Source organism: Vibrio sp. HA2012 (assembly GCF_002812955.1).
Classification (GTDB): domain Bacteria; phylum Pseudomonadota; class Gammaproteobacteria; order Enterobacterales; family Vibrionaceae; genus Vibrio.
In genome coordinates, this window is record NZ_PFXK01000001.1 from 32,456 (window position 1) to 47,642 (window position 15,187).

A 15,187-nucleotide genomic window follows, 5' to 3' on the forward strand; every position below is an offset into this window, starting at 1 on the left:
AGTGGCATATCCTTTCAACTCATATTAGCTATCCGTAAATGCCTAAAAAACACTTAATACCATAAAAACCACAAAAAATTTTTAAGTTTGTTATGTGTTATTTGCGCAAAAGGCTTTATCATCAGCTCCTCAAAATTATTGTATGTTTTATGCTCATTCAGATACCGACCAGATGATGTTTATAGGCAGTAAGTTATGCAACTCACTCAAGTTTAAAACCCGTGTCGGTTTGCTGCTGCTTTTCCTGTTTTTGACACTTATCGGCTTTCAGAGCGGCCTTTTTCTCTATTTTTTCGAACAGACTGTTGTGCAACAGGTGGGAACTCGCGCATTAGTGCAGGCGAAAGAGATTGCCTCTGATCCCCAGGTGATAAAAAGCCTGAATACAAACGATCAGGAACAGATCAATCAGATATTCAGACGCCTCAATCTGGAAAGTGATTCAGATTATATTGTGGTGGCGAATCAGAACGAAATTAGATTCTATCATCCGAATCCTGACTATATAGGAAAAAAAATACACAGTCAGGATAATGATGATGCCCTGAATAACGGGGACAGTTATATCTCAATTAAAAGAGGTGAATCTGGTTTATCTATCCGGGGGAAAGCCCCGGTTATCAGGCATGATGGAAAAATTATTGGTGTTGTCTCCGTAGGATATTTAATTACAAAACTCAGTAAACGAATATTTGAATATTCCATGCCGATATTTGCTACGGTAATTATTGCCATTATTACTGCCGTCATAGGTGCATATTATTTCTCTAATCATATAAAAAGTCAGATGTTTGATATGGAACCGGTTGAAATTGCCCAATCCTTACAGATCAAAGACAGCGTAATGCAGTCAATGCATGAAGGTATTATTGCCATAAGCCGGGATGGAAATATTCTTAATATTAATCGCTCAGCATTGAGCATGCTGTCTATATCTCATATGGTTTCCTATCTGAAAGGACGCTCGATTCAGGAATATGTTACTCCGGCGAATTTCTTTTTACCCTGTAGAGAAGATGAAGAAGCGCCTGATGTTTATGATGAGGTTATCGTCTGTAATGGTGAAAGTTTTATTGCGACCAGAGTAAAAATGCTGAGTGCCGATATGGTTGTGGGGTCGATAGTCAGCCTCAGGAGGCAGGATGATATAACCACACTGACGACCAAACTGGCTCAGGTACAACATTATGTGGATAACCTCCGGGTTTTGCGCCATGAACATAACAACCAGTTGTCGACTATCAGCGGGCTTTTACAGATAGGTGCATACAATAAGGCATTAGAACTGCTGGAAAATACCAGTAAGAAACAACAGGACTTTATTGATTTTGTTACTCAAATGTTTAAGCCGAAAATTGTGGCCGGATTGCTGCTTGGAAAAATAAGCCGGGCTGAAGAGCTGGGTTTGAGGCTGGAAATAGACAATATTTCCGGACTGGATGGGGTTGGTTGGCCGATTAATCAGGAAGAGTTATCAACGCTTCTTGGTAATCTTCTGGATAATGCTTTTGAGGCGACGATAAAAAATCCGGAGAGCAATAAAGTGGTCTCTCTGTTTCTGACTGACCAGGGTGATGAGCTGATTATTGAAGTCAGTGATAACGGCATCGGTTTTCAGGGAAAAGAGCCTGAGGATTTATTAATTAAAGGGGTAACATCTAAGGATGAGGATGGTCATGGTATCGGGCTGTATCTGGTTACCCAATATGTAAAAAAAGCGAAGGGAACGATGCTAATAGAAGAATCAGACCCACAAGGTGCGATATTTTCTATCTATATTCCTAAAAATAAAGAGAAACAAAATGAAATCGTTTAACGTGTTAATTGTTGAAGATGAGCCTAATATTGCTGAGTTTCATTCCGAGTTTTTTCGGGAGGCACCCAGATTTAATCCGGTCGGTATTGCCAGAAATATAAGAGAAGCGAAAAGTATGATAGCGACTTTGAAGCCGGATCTGATTATATTGGATAATTACCTTCCCGATGGTAAAGGGATTAGCCTGATGAAAGAAATGGCAGCCAAGGAAAGCCCAACCAATATCATCTTTGTGACAGCAGCAAATGATATGGAGACTGTCCATAAAGCCATAAGAGCTGGGGCATTTGATTATCTGCTAAAGCCGATTTCTTATGACAGACTGAATAATTCTCTTAAGCGGTTCCTTCAGTATATCAGTACGATAAATTCAACCGATTCTGTTAATCAGAAATACGTTGACCAAATGCTTAACTATCAGGCTAGTCCGGATGAGAAACTGGCCAATCTACCCAAGGGGATCGATCAGATAACTCTGGACCGGGTTAAGGGTATTTTTAATAATGATCAAATAACCCATACCGCTGATACATTAGTGGAAGCGGCTGAAATCAGTAAAACAACCGCCAGACGCTATCTGGAATTCTGCACACTCTCTGGTTTTCTTAAAGCAGAATTAGTTCACGGAAAAATCGGTCGTCCGGAAAGACGTTACAGGAAGAAAATCAATCTATAAGGAAGTCATATGTTAAATAATGCAGTTGAAATTCCAGTTTATTATGTAAGGGGGGGGACTTCGACGGGAGTTATTATTAACCGGAGTGACTTACCTGCGGATAAACATCAGATAGAAGCCATTCTGACAAATATAATGGGTGCAGAAGATGATGAAAAAAATTCTCAGATAACAGGTCTGGGGAGGATCATTCCGACGAGTAATAAAGTATTTATTGTCGATGTAACGGATAAATCAAAAATGCAGGTCAGGAGTGAACTGGCCCAGTTGGCTTATAACAGAACATCGGTAGATTGGAATGTTAACTGTGGAAACATGACCTCTGCTATTCCTCTGTATCTGCTGGAATCCGGTGAGCTGGAGTTTAACGATGGGTATAACAAGATAGATATCTATAATGTAAATACGGATAAAACGGCTTCAGCTTACGTGTCAGTTAAAGATAATCAGATTGCCGGATCTTGTAAGATACCCGGAGTTATAGGGGATTATCCTCAGATAGAGCTTGAGTTAAACGATCCTGAAGGCTCGAAAACCGGTATGGTTTTTCCGACAGGAAACCTCACCGATGTTATCGATGGTGTCGAAGTGACCTGTATGGATGTATCGGTACCTATGGTGATTATACCGGCCAGAGCCGTTGGGAAAACCGGGTATGAAAGTGGCGATGAACTGAACGATAGCGAATTTATTAATAAGATTAAAAGCATATGGATTCAGGCCGGTCAGTTAATGAAGCTGAAAAACTCAGAAGGCCGGTTGATGACCGATGAGGAACTGGCAAACAGTGAGACGATCCCTAAGGTCTGTATTGTTTCAGAGCCGGTGAATGGCGGACATATCAGCACACGCTATTTTACGCCACAGAAGATGCATAGTTCACTGGCGGTTTCCGGTGGTGCCTGTCTAGCGGCTTCAGCGATTATGCCGGGAACAGTGGCTAATCAACTGTGTCAGCATTCGGATGAGCATTTTTCAGACAGAGATTCGGTGGCTATTGATATTGAAAATCCGGCCGGGGTCCTTGAGACAGAGATCATAAAGCATGATGGTAAAATAATAAGTGTGAAGTATAAGAGAAGTGCTCAGATCCTGATGAAAGGTTTTGCTAAGGCATATAACCTTGATAAAGAACTGTCGGAGTTTTATCCGTAGGGACAGTAAACCGGATAATTTGATAATGCTAGATGTGCAAAAGCGGTGATATTTTGAGGGTGTCCAGAATATCACCGTTTTGGGTTTAATCAATCACGTCTGCAACAGAGATCAGAAACAAGCTTCCAGAATACTGAGTACTTCTGCTGAGGTCAGTTTTTTATATCCGCCACCCAGAATGATGGTTGATTCAGCAATTTTCGGCAGCATTTCTTTTGTTGCTCCCAGTTTCTCAAGGGAGGTGACAATGCCGCATTCTTTCGTGAACTGCTCTAGAGCATCCAGACCTTCCAGCGCAATGTCGTCTTTGGTTTTTCCCTCTGGTGATACGCCCCAGATTTCAGTAGCAAAACGGACAAACTTATCAATACCTGCCGCATAGATATGGCGGTAGTAAGGCAGTGAAATTGCCGCCAGCCCCATGCCGTGAGCACAATCCGTGTATGCCCCTAACTGATGTTCAATCATGTGTACCTGCCAGTCCTGAGTTTTAGACAGGCCGGTCAGAGTATTAAGAGCCATGGTGGCATTCCACATGATATTACTTCTGGCTTCGTAATCGTGGGGATTTTGCAGTGCAAGCCTAACATTATCAACAGACGATTTGAGCAGGCTTTCGATCAGATAATCACTGGTATTTACACCTTCATCGGAAAAATACTGCTCCATCAGGTGTGACATGGTATCAAACACACCACTGACCATCTGATATTGAGACACGGTGAAAGTATACTCAGGATTCAGAATGGAGAATTTAGGATAGACATTCACAGGAAAAACCCGGCCAGCTTTATATTTCATTTCATCATGAGTGATCACTGAACCGCCGTTCATTTCCGAACCAGTACCGACCATAGTCAGGATAGAAGCGACCGGTACGATTTTGTTGTTTACATCCTGAAAGTTGACCCAGTACTTCTGAAACGGATCTTCATCACAGTATGCGGAAACAGAAATGCCTTTCGAACAGTCGATAACAGAACCGCCACCCACAGCAAGGATCAGACTGACGTCATGGTCACGAACCAGTCTGGCACCTTCCATCATTTTTTCATAGGTCGGGTTCGGCATCACTCCGGACAATTCGATGGTTTTCTTTCCTGCCTCATTCAGAATCGAAGTCACCTGATCGTAGAGACCATTTGATTTAATCGCATTTCTTCCATACACAAGCAGGACAGTTTCTCCGTACTCTGCTAATTCTTCTTTCAGCTTTTCCAGAGAATGTTTACCGAAATGGATTTTGGTTGGATTGTAGTATGAAAAATCTAATTGCATTGTATGCTTCCTTTTTGTGTCAGCGAATCTGCATATTATAGTGGATGACGTAGAGTGCAGGATGTCTGATTTTCTTTATAACTTGCCTGATTCTGTATTTTTGTCCGGATCAGCCGTCGGTGATCCGGAAATAAAAGTCGCAGATACATTCTGCGACTCTGGAGAGCAAATGGAGCCAAAAGCTACACAAGGGTGTCCAGCATAGCCGGATCGTACTCTGTCAGTTCCAGTCTTTCCTGTATACGGGTAACATAATCCGGATTTGCAATAAATGGACGGCCGATAGCAAGCAGATCAAAGCGGGCATTATTTATCGCATCGGCTCCGGTTTCTGCGGTATAACCGCCAACAGCCAGCAGCGTTTTCGAATAGTTTTTCCGCATATAGTCAGAGACTTTTCCGCCTAGATGTTCGAATTCCATCTTGTCATCAAACATGCCTTCGTGCAGATAAGCCAGTTCGCGGTTTTCCAGTTCCGAGAGCAGGTAGTCAAAGACATCACGATCACGCGGATCCGGATTCAGGTGTGCATATCCTCCCGGAGAAAGGCGCAGGCCGGTACGGTAACTGCCGATGCGTTTGCTGACAGCATCAATAACCGCCAGAGGGAAACGCGCCATATTTTCCGGTGTCTGACCATATGCGTCGTCACGTAAATTAGTGTCGTAATGCAGGAACTGGTCAAGCAGATAACCGTTAGCAGCATGAATTTCTACACCATCAAAACCGGCACGAATCGCATTGTCTGCCGCAGTGGCATAGTCCTCGGTCAGCTGCTCGATTTCTTCTTTCGTTGCTGCTTTAGGAACGGTGTAAGTCAGTTCACGCATGCGGGGGACTGTCCCTTCGAAAGCCAGCGGAGAAGGCGCAAGTACATACTCACCGGTAAAAAAATACGGGTGGGCAACACGGCCGGTATGCCAGAGCTGAGCAAATATTTTTCCGCCATTTTCATGTACGGCAGCGGTAACCTTCTTCCAGCTTTCCACTTGCTGCTCTGTAAACAGTCCCGGAGTATTCGGGTAGCCCTGACCATCGGCGCGGATAATTACCGCTTCGGAAATAATGAGTCCTGCTTCTGCCCGGCGAGCATAGTAGGCCGCCATTTGATCGGTTGCTGTCAGCCCTTCTCCTGCCATACAACGGGTCAATGGTGCCATTACGATACGATTCGATAGGGTGATTTGGTCGTTCAGATGATAGGGTTGGAACAATATCTCTGTCATGGTGATGTCCTGATTTGGGATAAGTGACACTATGCTAAATCATATTTGAACAATCATTCAAGATATTTTTGAATGATTGTTCAAGAATCTTTGTCAGACCTTCTTTTTCGGGGTAGAATTGCGGCCGGGCCAGACGATGAGAGAAATACTGTGCGTGTAGCAGAATTTGACAGAAAACAAGTGTTGCGCTCTGCGATGTATGCCTTTATGTCGAAAGGGTACAATAAGACTAGCATGCAGGATTTGAAAAAAGCGACCGGATTGCATCCAGGTTCTATTTATTGTGCTTTTGACAATAAACGTGGATTGCTGCTGGCCGCACTTGAACATTATGCGGAAGAGAGAGCGGAAGAATTTGCTGCTGTATTTGCAACTCAGCCGACGGTGATAGATGGTTTACGCAGCTATTTTTCCATGATCGTGGATGAATGTGAGCGTGACGAAATTAAGGACTGTCTGTTACAAAAAGCACTCAGTGAACTGTCTCAGCAGGATGAAGAGGTTGAACAGATGATCCGTGTTACCCTGAATCGCTGGAAGCTTGGTATTCTGGAACAGTTACAGGAAGCACAGCGCCTAGGAGAAATCGCCTCTGATTCTGACTGTTGTTTTCTGGCGGATTACTTAGTCATGGGGATCTATGGCCTACGCTCTTTTGCTCACACCCGGCCGGAAAAAGGGTTGTTAGAGAGAATGGCCTTGAAGCTACTCTCCTCTATCCAGTAGTGGTTTTGGCGCGGTTATCCGGATTCGATAATTAATACTAGCCATAAAGGCGGAGAATTTACATGCAGTCAGTTGCTGTTCTGGTGGATGTGCAGAACGTTTATTATACAACACGTGAGAGATATAACGCCCATTTTGACTATAACCTTTTCTGGCGTCAGGTTACGTCCGGGCGAGATGTTATTAAGGCGAACGCTTATGCTATCGCCAGCCGGGATGAAAAACAGCGGCAGTTTCATCATATTCTGCGCGGCATCGGATTTGAGGTGAAACTTAAACCTTTTATTCAGCGCATGGATGGTTCAGCGAAAGGTGACTGGGATGTTGGTATTGCTGTCGATGCGATAGAGCTCGCAGCAGAGGCTGATGTGATAGTACTGGTCTCTGGTGACGGTGATTTTGATTATCTGGCACAGCGAATCCGTGAGAAGTATGGTAAAGAAGTGGAAGTGTACGGGGTTGAATATCTTACTGCACAGTCATTGATCGATTCGGCAACCCGTTTTTATCCGATTGATGAGAACCTGCTTAAGACCAGATAATATTTTTTACAGAATAATTCAGAGTGTAATAAAAACCCTCACCAGGTGAGGGTTTTATATATTAAACAACAAATCAGGATGCTGCTCAGGCTTGAGTTATCCGGGTATGATTCCGTTTGTCATGGTAAGGGGGATAACCAAAAGCAACAAACTGTGCCGCACTGTAAAACAGGTACATACCAACCGTTGTTACTCCGAATACCACCTTATCAAACTCTCTTTTCAAATACCGGCTTTGAGTCATTGGTTCATTGTCGTCAGATACGACTTTCAGGTGAAGAAAATATCTCGACAGAGAATTCCCCAATAACCGATAGCACAACCAGTGATAACCGACATAGGCTCCGATAAATACAAGCAATGCCGCGATGACCAGCAACAGTAATACCGGCAGGGCGGTTCCGTCACCGGGGGAAAGAGACACGCCTGTCCCCTGACCCAGATAAACGACCACACCGAAATAGACCTGTATTCCGAGCTGGGCAAACATTTTCACGATGGCCAGATCGATCATAAATGAGCCGATACGCCGATATTTGAACCCGATATTCATTATTGACCTAAACGAGCGTTAATCTGTGCTTTGTACGTCGCAGCTTGCGCACCGTAGATAGCCTGAATACCGGTATCACCAACTTTCACCAGACCTTTTGCGCCCAGTTTGGTTGTCCAGTGTTCATTGTCTTCCACCAGAGAGGCATCTTTTACCGTGATACGCAGACGAGTAATACAAGCATCGACATCAACGACGTTTTCTTTACCGCCAAGGGCAGCAATCATAGCGTCAGCCATGGCTGTATCGCCGGCTCCGGCTTTTGCATTGCGGTAGTCCTGTTTAGAAACTACAGCCACAGCACTGCCTTTACGGCCCGGAGTTTTCACGTCAAATTTAACGATGAACCAGCGGAAAGCAAAGAAGTAAACAAATGCGTAAACAACACCTACAGCAGGAATAAAGTACCAGTTATTGTTGGCACCGGTTACACCTGGAAGGATACCAAACAGTGAGAAGTCGATAAAGCCGCCGCTGAATGTCATCCCTACTTTAACGTTTAGGATATCCATCAGCATAAAGCAGATACCAGCCAGAGGTACGTGGATTGCGTAGTAAAGCGCAGGAGCCAGGAACAGGAAGGTGAACTCGATAGGTTCAGTAATACCTGTCAGGAATGCTGTTAGTGCGATAGAGAATAACAGGCCACCAGCCGCGCTCTTGTTCTCTTCATCAGCCAGCGTATACATAGCGTAAGCTGCAGCAGGCAGACCAAACATCATGAATGAGAATTTACCCGTCATGAAGTTAGTTGAAGTGAATTGAGAGAAGTCACCGCTACCCAGAGATGCGAAGAAGATATTCTGTGTACCTTTCACAGTTTCCCCTGCGATCTGAGCAACACCACCGATATCTGTTTGCCATAGAGGCAGGTAGAACACGTGGTGCAGACCGATAGGGATCAGCGAGCGTTCGATAATACCGAAAATGAAAGAAGCGATATAGCCGTAGCCGGATGCAGTCATTTCACCCAGAGCTCCGCCGATCCAGCCGAAAGCTGCACCGATAAATGGCCAGATAAACGTTAATGCGATTCCGTAAAATAGTGCAGAGAATGCACTAACGATAGGAACAAAACGAGCGCCACCGAAGAAACCCAGGTAGTCAGGCAGTTTTACATCGTGATATTTATTGTGCAGAACAACAGTAAATGCACCCGCAATAATACCACCGAAAACACCCATACTCAGTGTGCCGTCGATGCCCAGAGTTGAAGTTAGCAGACCGTTGTAGGCATCACCGAACAGAACGACTGAACCATTTTTAACCAGACCACCAACAACCAGTGTTTTGGCAATGGCTACGTTCATAACCAGGAATGAAATTAATGATGCAATCGCTGCCGCGCCTTTCTCTGCTTTTGCAAAACCAACAGCAATGGCCAGTGCAAACATAACCGGAAGGTTAGCGAAAACAATACCGCCAGCGGCATTCATGATCTGCAGAAAGCTGTTTAGCCATGTACCATCCTGCAAAATAGCAATCTGATATGCATTAATCATGGTTTCATTCGTGAAACTACCACCAATACCCAGCATGATCCCGGCGGCAGGCAGCAAAGCTATTGGCAGCATCAGTGCTTGTGAAAGCTTACTAAAAAAGCCTTTCATTTTGTGCTCCTCATAAAGTTTATGGAATTTATGCAGGATACGGAAACGAAACCTAGTAGCAGACTAACGCTGCCTTTTTTTAGGTTTTTAATTATGTTTCGAGGTGTAGGTGGCTATCTTTGTGAACCGGTTCTCATAAATGAGATGTTATCAGTATTTTCACTGGGGAATATATCCTGCCCACACAGGATTTACTACATAAGCGGGCAGAATTGTAAGAAAGTACTACATGGATCACATTTGCTGGGCGATAAAAAATTGGTGTGTTTATATTAATAGCTTGTTTTATTTGCCATTCTTATGGGTTGTATAAATTATCATCAAAAAATAAGTGGTATGATTTGTGATAGAGGTCGCGCTGTTATGGTTTTTTGGCTGCTTCGAGTGCTCGCATGACATTGGCCTGATGTTTTTCTCCCCACTGAGCTAACGACATACGAAGATCGGCATCGTATTTTGCTTTAGCCATCTCATATGTTTTTTCTGCCTCAGCATGGGGAATTGCAACAATGCCCTCCATATCAGCCACAATCACATCTCCTGTGCAAACAGTCACTCCGCCACAGACAATGGGGGCTTCCAGCTCGAAATACTGTTCTTTTTTACCGGGAACAGGAAAAACGCCTTTGGCATAGACAGGGAAATTCATCTCTGTCACTTCGCTCAGATCTCTGATAACACCATCAACAATAAAGCCCTTGATCCCTCGTTGTTGTGCCAGAGCACAAACATTTCCACCGGCAACGGCATAAGTGCAGTCAACCGCATCCACAACGATGATTGAGCCTTCTGGTGCTTTATATATTGCATTGTGCAGCATCAGGTTATCACCTGCTGCTAATTGCACCGTGTAGGCCGGTCCTGAAATTCGAGGCATTCCTGACCATAACGGGCGGATTGATATATCAAAGAAGTGCGAGCGTTCTAATACATTTCCATAATCAGTTGTGGCTAATTCTGCATATTTATAAGTCATATAATTTTTCCTCCAACGATGGTGTTTATCCGGGGATATCCGTCATTCGTTGCTGGCGTAAGGCCAGCCATCGGGCCATTGCTGGGCCGCAAATCAGAACCAGAATCAATCTTGCTGTCTGCATCGTCATAACAAACGACATATCGGCCTGCCCCGATGCGGCAATGATGGCAATGGAGTCAGCTCCGCCCGGACTCATTGCAAGATAAGCCGTCAGCGGATCGATATCCATTGTCATCACCAATACCTGAGACAGCAAGGCACAGGCTGCGATCAGCAACACAATAGAAAGCAGTATGCTCGGCAGGATCCTGAAAGCATACGAAAGAATCGCGCGGTCAAAGCGGGAACCGATATACCACCCGACCATAGTATAAGAAAGCAGTAGTAACGGTTGAGGAAGTGTTAGCTGAATAATATTTGCACCACTGCAGACCAGTCCGAGTCCGAGTGTCAGCAGCATTGGACCGGCAGGAAGGCGAAGTATGCGGCCAATACCAATACAAATAATAACCAGTAACATGGTTTTCAGAAATTCAGCCGGATTGCCGATATGCCAGGAAAAATCAGTGAGCGCCGGTTCTGGTGTTGTTGCTGGACTGATCGCCCAGAAATGGGTAACCAGCACGGCGGTGATTGTTACAATAACAACTCTGAGGTATTGCATCAGAGCGACAAGCCGGACATCGGCATCAAAACTTTCAGCCATAATAGTCATTGCCGTTGCGGCTCCCGGACTGGTTCCCCAGATAGCAGTCGAGCCGGGAAGCACATTACTACGGGCAAGTAACAGACCCAGTCCGTTACTCAGCAGTTGGACTGAGCCGATGCCTAAGGTAAACAACAGCCAGTGGTCGGCAATATTACCCAGAGTGGCTATCGGAATGGTACTGGCAATCATAATCCCCAGAAAACTCTGGGCGGCAATCAGCCCGGGTTTGGGAAGGCGGATTGACTGGTTAGATATGGAAAAAATCACGGCACAGAGTAGTGCACCTAATAAATATGCGGCCGGAACGGCGTGGTAATCCAGATAAAGAGATAAGGCGGCTGTTGCCATAAAAAGAGTCACCCATCTGAGTAGTGAAGTCCAGAAAGAGGGTGGTGGTAAGATGACTTTTTTCATAGCAAAGCTTCTTTGGTTACAGAGGATATTATTCGGAATATATCAGTAGCGTATGATTACTGCCGTGGTAGTATATCGCCCGGAATAACCTTATGAAATGAGTTTTAATGGTGTAAACTCATGCGCATCAGCACAAAAATATCCATAACAGCAATTAGTTACTGAAAATGGCCAATAATACTCGAGATATTAAGCAGGGTTACCGGAGCTGTGATGCTCTTCCTCAATTGATGATCCGAACCACGTATAACAGCAGCAAAAGTTATAAGGCACACAGCCATGCTTCGTTATCGCTTGGAATTATTGAGGCCGGGCAAACCTGCCTGTCGGTACGGAACCGGCATATTATCCTGAACCCCGGAGAGATGGTTCTTATTCCGCCACACTTGGTACATGCCTGTAATCCTGTGCAGCATCTTCCTCGCAGCTATCATATGCTTTATATCGATCAACAATGGTGTCGAGATGTCCTTGCAGAGGTTCACCAGCAGAAGGTGACGCATTTTACTTGTGAAACCGAGCCGCTCTCATTCACCGGGAAAATAAATAGTCTGCCGGATGTTATCCGGACTCTGATAAGGAAAGAGGGCTCCGTGGATATTTCACAGGCAGATGCTATGCTGCGTTTTATTGTGCAATCTTATTGCTTTCCCTCTCCGGATGATAAAAACGACAGTACGGCGTTTCGGGTGAGAGATTGGCTGCAGGAACAGATTGAGGATCCCCCTTCGATAGATGAAATTGCCCGACAGGAGATGATGACTCAGGAATCTGTTATCCGCAGTTTCAAACGTAGTTTTGGGATTACGCCCAGAGCATTTCTGAATAACTGCCGGGTTGAAAAAGCAAAATCCTTACTCCGGGACGGAATGAATATTGCCGATGTTGCTCTTGAAGTCGGGTATTCTGATCAAAGTCAGTTGCATAAGGCATTTGTCAGCTATACCGCATCCACTCCGGGGCAGTATCAAAATATCTGCAGTCCAGACAGAAGGTCAATTTCTGACAATAATTGATATAGAAGACAGCATATTGTGGTATCACGATTTGATTTCTGGTGATACCTGATGACACTGACGACGCTTTTTCCTTCGGCATTTCCGGCTCTTGCTTTAGCCCATTTTTTGGCATTACTCAGTCCTGGACAGGACTTTTTTCTGATAGTTTCTCATGCGATCCGGCACCGTCTGAAAGGTAGCCGTCATATCTGCACAGGGATTGCACTGGGAAATGCAGTCTATATTGGTGTCGCTATCTTGGGATGGTCGGGGATAAGGGATAATCCGGTCATTTTTTCTGCTGTAGAAGCATTAGGTGCCGGTTACTTATTATGGGTTGGTTGTCTCTTGCTGAGAAGTAAGAAAAATAATCAGATACCGGAAGAAGAAACCGGAGAGATGTCTTCCATACCTAAACAGCTATTACTCGGGATCAACTCTGCGTTGTTAAATCCAAAGAATGCACTTTTTTATATGAGTCTGATGACCGTTATTCTGGGGAATAAGACAAGTTTGCTGCAGCAGGTGGTATGTGGTGTTTGGATGGTTTGTGTTGTATTGGTCTGGGATCTATGGCTCGCTGCCATGATTGGGCATCCCCGGGTTCAGTGCGGTCTGAAACAGAGTATTCATCTGATAGAAAGAGGTGCAGGTGTTGTACTTATCGGTATTGGAATGGGTATTTTTCTTTTGTAGAAAGAGGTCGTAGTTATTCCACTTCCACTGAAGGGGGGAGTCATGATACAGATATAAAACGTCGCACCCACAGTGCGACGTTTAATCAGATCTCGTATTGTCGATAATTAACCGGGATGGCTAGCTTTCATTGATTTTATCAGCGATAAACTGAGCTTTGGCTCCGAACACGACCTGAACACCATTTGTTCCCACGTTAATCACTCCCATGGCTCCAACATCCTCTAATCCTTTTTTGTTGATAACAGCCGGATCTTTGACTTCCAGTCTCAGTCGGGTAATACAGGAAGTAACAGAAGTGAGGTTGTCTTTACCGCCAAGGAAATCAACGACCAGTTTGGTGAGCTGGTCGATACTTAGCTCAGTTTCTTCTTTTATCTCTTCAGACCGTCCCGGAGTTTGCAGGTCGAATTTTCGAATGGTATAGCGGAAGGTCACATAATACAGAATCGCCATTGGTACGCCGACGATGATAGCTGCAAAGTAGTTGGTATCAAACCCATTCATAGCAGGCATAATACCCAGAGTCACGTAGTCGATAAAACCAGCGGAAAATGACTTAGCTAAATGCGCATCCAGCAGGTACATGAACATATAAGCAAAGCCTGCACTGACGGCATTAAATAGGTACAGAAGCGGTGATATAAAGATAAAGGTAAATTCTACCGGCTCTGTAATACCTGTCAGGAAGCAGGTTAGTGCTGCAGAGAATAAAATACCCGCAGCATATTTGCGGCTTTTGGTTTTTGCTTCATGGAACATGGCCAGACAGGCTGCCGGTAATGCAAATAGCATAAGTGGGAATTCACCCTGCATAAATTTACCGACACCGTGATATGTAGAAGCGTCAAAATCTTTTACGCCGTCAGCCAGCATCTTGAACCAGATAACCTGATCACCATTCACCGCAGCACCCGTTTCCGGAGTATATTCACCGAAACTGAACCAGAATGAAGGGTACCAGATATGATGCAGACCTGTTGGTATCAGTGCGCGTTCAGTGAAGCCAAAAATAAAGGTAGACAGTGCCTGATTTCCGCCGTTAACAATACCGGATAATCCGTCGATACCTGCCTGAACATAGGACCATATGTAAGGAAGGATCAAACCGAGGATAAAGGCTGAAAATGCAGTAGCAATAGGTACAAAGCGTTTACCAGCGAAGAAACCGAGGAAAGCGGGAAGCTGAATAGTATAAAAGCGGTTATACATACTGGCGGCCAGCATACCGGCAATTAACCCGCCAAATACACCGGTTTGCATACTTGGGATCCCGAGAACCAGAGTATATGCTCCACCATTTAATGCCATTTCCTGAGTGACTCCGGCTGAAACACCAATAGTCATATTCATGACTAACATGGCGATAACGGCTGCCAGAGCGGAAACCCCGGATTCTTTTGTCAGACCGACAGCGGCACCGACGGCAAAAAGCAATGGCAGGTTACCGAAGATGACTTCTCCGGCTCCCACCATCAGCGGAATTCCCAGTTTATCGCCGAAAGCCAGTAGCAGACCTGCAGCAGGTAGTATCGAAATAGGCAGCATTAACGCACGCCCGACGGTGGACAGTTTGGAAACACCTTGTTTCACTGCGGAAAAAGGTGATGAGCTTTTTGTCCGGCTCATTGCGGCTTGAGTAGTCATACAAAACTCCGTTTATGATAAGTTCATTGCCTAATCTAGTGATTTAAAAAAGAAAAAAAGTAGAGTTTTGTAATCTGAATGTAAGTAAAAACTTACGTTTCGTCTGAATGTAATGATGTTATTAACGTTAATTGACATCGACAAGCACAGATTGTAGCTCTG

14 protein-coding genes are annotated in these 15,187 nt (G+C 44.6%); 7 read left to right on the forward strand and 7 right to left on the reverse strand.

What is annotated here, in order from left to right; translation table 11 throughout:
• Positions 1-172: 172 nt before the first annotated feature.
• The 3 genes from CSW98_RS00140 to CSW98_RS00150 are packed head-to-tail and all read left to right on the forward strand — an operon-like array spanning position 173 to position 3,647.
• The gene (locus CSW98_RS00140; protein ID WP_198517239.1) at positions 173-1,816 is read left to right on the forward strand and encodes an ATP-binding protein; all 1,644 of its coding nucleotides are present in this window, start codon (positions 173-175) and stop codon (positions 1,814-1,816) included.
• On the forward strand, positions 1,803-2,492 hold the full coding sequence (locus CSW98_RS00145) for a response regulator (RefSeq protein WP_100798428.1): 690 nt from the start codon (positions 1,803-1,805) through the stop codon (positions 2,490-2,492). Before CSW98_RS00140 ends, CSW98_RS00145 begins: the two co-directional genes overlap by 14 nt.
• A gap of 9 nt (positions 2,493-2,501) precedes the next feature.
• Positions 2,502-3,647 (forward strand): PrpF domain-containing protein, encoded by a 1,146-nt coding sequence (locus CSW98_RS00150; RefSeq protein WP_100798429.1) that lies wholly within the window; start codon positions 2,502-2,504, stop codon positions 3,645-3,647.
• Positions 3,648-3,758: 111 nt separating this feature from the next.
• Here CSW98_RS00150 and CSW98_RS00155 read toward each other — a convergent pair whose 3' ends face one another.
• Positions 3,759-4,925 (reverse strand): iron-containing alcohol dehydrogenase, encoded by a 1,167-nt coding sequence (locus tag CSW98_RS00155; RefSeq protein ID WP_100798430.1) that lies wholly within the window; start codon positions 4,923-4,925, stop codon positions 3,759-3,761.
• A gap of 182 nt (positions 4,926-5,107) precedes the next feature.
• A complete protein-coding gene (locus CSW98_RS00160; RefSeq protein ID WP_100798431.1) occupies positions 5,108-6,151 on the reverse strand; it encodes an alkene reductase in 1,044 nt (347 codons plus the stop codon).
• Between the two features lie 150 nt (positions 6,152-6,301).
• On the opposite strand from CSW98_RS00160, the gene CSW98_RS00165 reads away from it, so the two are divergent.
• Both CSW98_RS00165 and CSW98_RS00170 read left to right on the forward strand, forming a co-directional pair.
• On the forward strand, positions 6,302-6,877 hold the full coding sequence (locus CSW98_RS00165; RefSeq protein WP_198517264.1) for a TetR/AcrR family transcriptional regulator: 576 nt from the start codon (positions 6,302-6,304) through the stop codon (positions 6,875-6,877).
• Positions 6,878-6,939: 62 nt separating this feature from the next.
• A complete protein-coding gene (locus CSW98_RS00170; RefSeq protein WP_100798432.1) occupies positions 6,940-7,419 on the forward strand; it encodes a LabA-like NYN domain-containing protein in 480 nt (159 codons plus the stop codon).
• An 85-nt stretch (positions 7,420-7,504) separates the two neighbouring features.
• Here CSW98_RS00170 and CSW98_RS00175 read toward each other — a convergent pair whose 3' ends face one another.
• From CSW98_RS00175 to CSW98_RS00190, 4 genes are all read right to left on the reverse strand, one after another.
• Complete coding sequence (locus tag CSW98_RS00175; RefSeq protein WP_100798433.1) at positions 7,505-7,972, reverse strand: RDD family protein; 468 nt, start codon at positions 7,970-7,972, stop codon at positions 7,505-7,507.
• On the reverse strand, positions 7,972-9,582 hold the full coding sequence (locus CSW98_RS00180; protein ID WP_100798434.1) for a PTS transporter subunit EIIC: 1,611 nt from the start codon (positions 9,580-9,582) through the stop codon (positions 7,972-7,974). The genes CSW98_RS00175 and CSW98_RS00180 overlap by 1 nt, the downstream gene beginning before the upstream one ends.
• Positions 9,583-9,943: 361 nt before the next feature.
• The gene (locus CSW98_RS00185) at positions 9,944-10,558 is read right to left on the reverse strand and encodes an RraA family protein (protein ID WP_100798435.1); all 615 of its coding nucleotides are present in this window, start codon (positions 10,556-10,558) and stop codon (positions 9,944-9,946) included.
• 25 nt (positions 10,559-10,583) lie between these two features.
• Positions 10,584-11,684 (reverse strand): AbrB family transcriptional regulator, encoded by a 1,101-nt coding sequence (locus CSW98_RS00190; protein WP_100798436.1) that lies wholly within the window; start codon positions 11,682-11,684, stop codon positions 10,584-10,586.
• Between the two features lie 167 nt (positions 11,685-11,851).
• On the opposite strand from CSW98_RS00190, the gene CSW98_RS00195 reads away from it, so the two are divergent.
• Both CSW98_RS00195 and CSW98_RS00200 read left to right on the forward strand, forming a co-directional pair.
• Positions 11,852-12,700 (forward strand): AraC family transcriptional regulator, encoded by an 849-nt coding sequence (locus CSW98_RS00195; protein ID WP_100798437.1) that lies wholly within the window; start codon positions 11,852-11,854, stop codon positions 12,698-12,700.
• Between the two features lie 51 nt (positions 12,701-12,751).
• Entirely contained in the window at positions 12,752-13,378 is a 627-nt protein-coding gene (locus tag CSW98_RS00200) for a LysE family translocator (protein WP_100798438.1), read from the forward strand.
• A gap of 120 nt (positions 13,379-13,498) precedes the next feature.
• On the opposite strand, the gene CSW98_RS00205 is transcribed toward CSW98_RS00200, so the two are convergent.
• Positions 13,499-15,025 carry a PTS transporter subunit EIIC gene (locus CSW98_RS00205; protein WP_232733451.1) on the reverse strand — a complete coding sequence of 509 codons (1,527 nt, stop codon included), beginning with the start codon at positions 15,023-15,025 and terminating at the stop codon, positions 13,499-13,501.
• Positions 15,026-15,187 lie beyond the last annotated feature (162 nt).